Below are 282 nucleotides of genomic sequence, written 5' to 3' on the forward strand. Positions count from 1 at the left end.
CATCATGACCAAGTTTGTGGTTGCATCATTGCTGTTGCTTTCGCTTGCTGCGTGTGGCCCAGAGCCTGACACTCCGCTTGGTACTATCGTCACTGACGGTCAGTATCGTGTGACGCGTGTCGGTGTGTTCCGAGACGAGCTTGCGTACGATGGCAAGCGCGGCATCTACGAGATTCGCGATGTGGAAACCGGTAAGAAATATGTTGGTATCTCGGGCATCGGCATCTCTGAAGTGGCAGCTCATCAAGCCGGCAAATCTTCTAAACCGGATGAACGTTGATG

General features: G+C 52.8%; 1 protein-coding gene. It reads left to right on the forward strand.

The genetic code is table 11. The features are described 5' to 3' along the window. Nucleotides 1-280: hypothetical protein (locus AC1RP4_RS07975; RefSeq protein ID WP_481763272.1), on the forward strand; the 280-nt coding region annotated here is incomplete at its 5' end. Nucleotides 281-282 lie beyond the last annotated feature (2 nt).

Source organism: Dellaglioa sp. CoH-56-MRSF-10 (assembly GCF_056782175.1).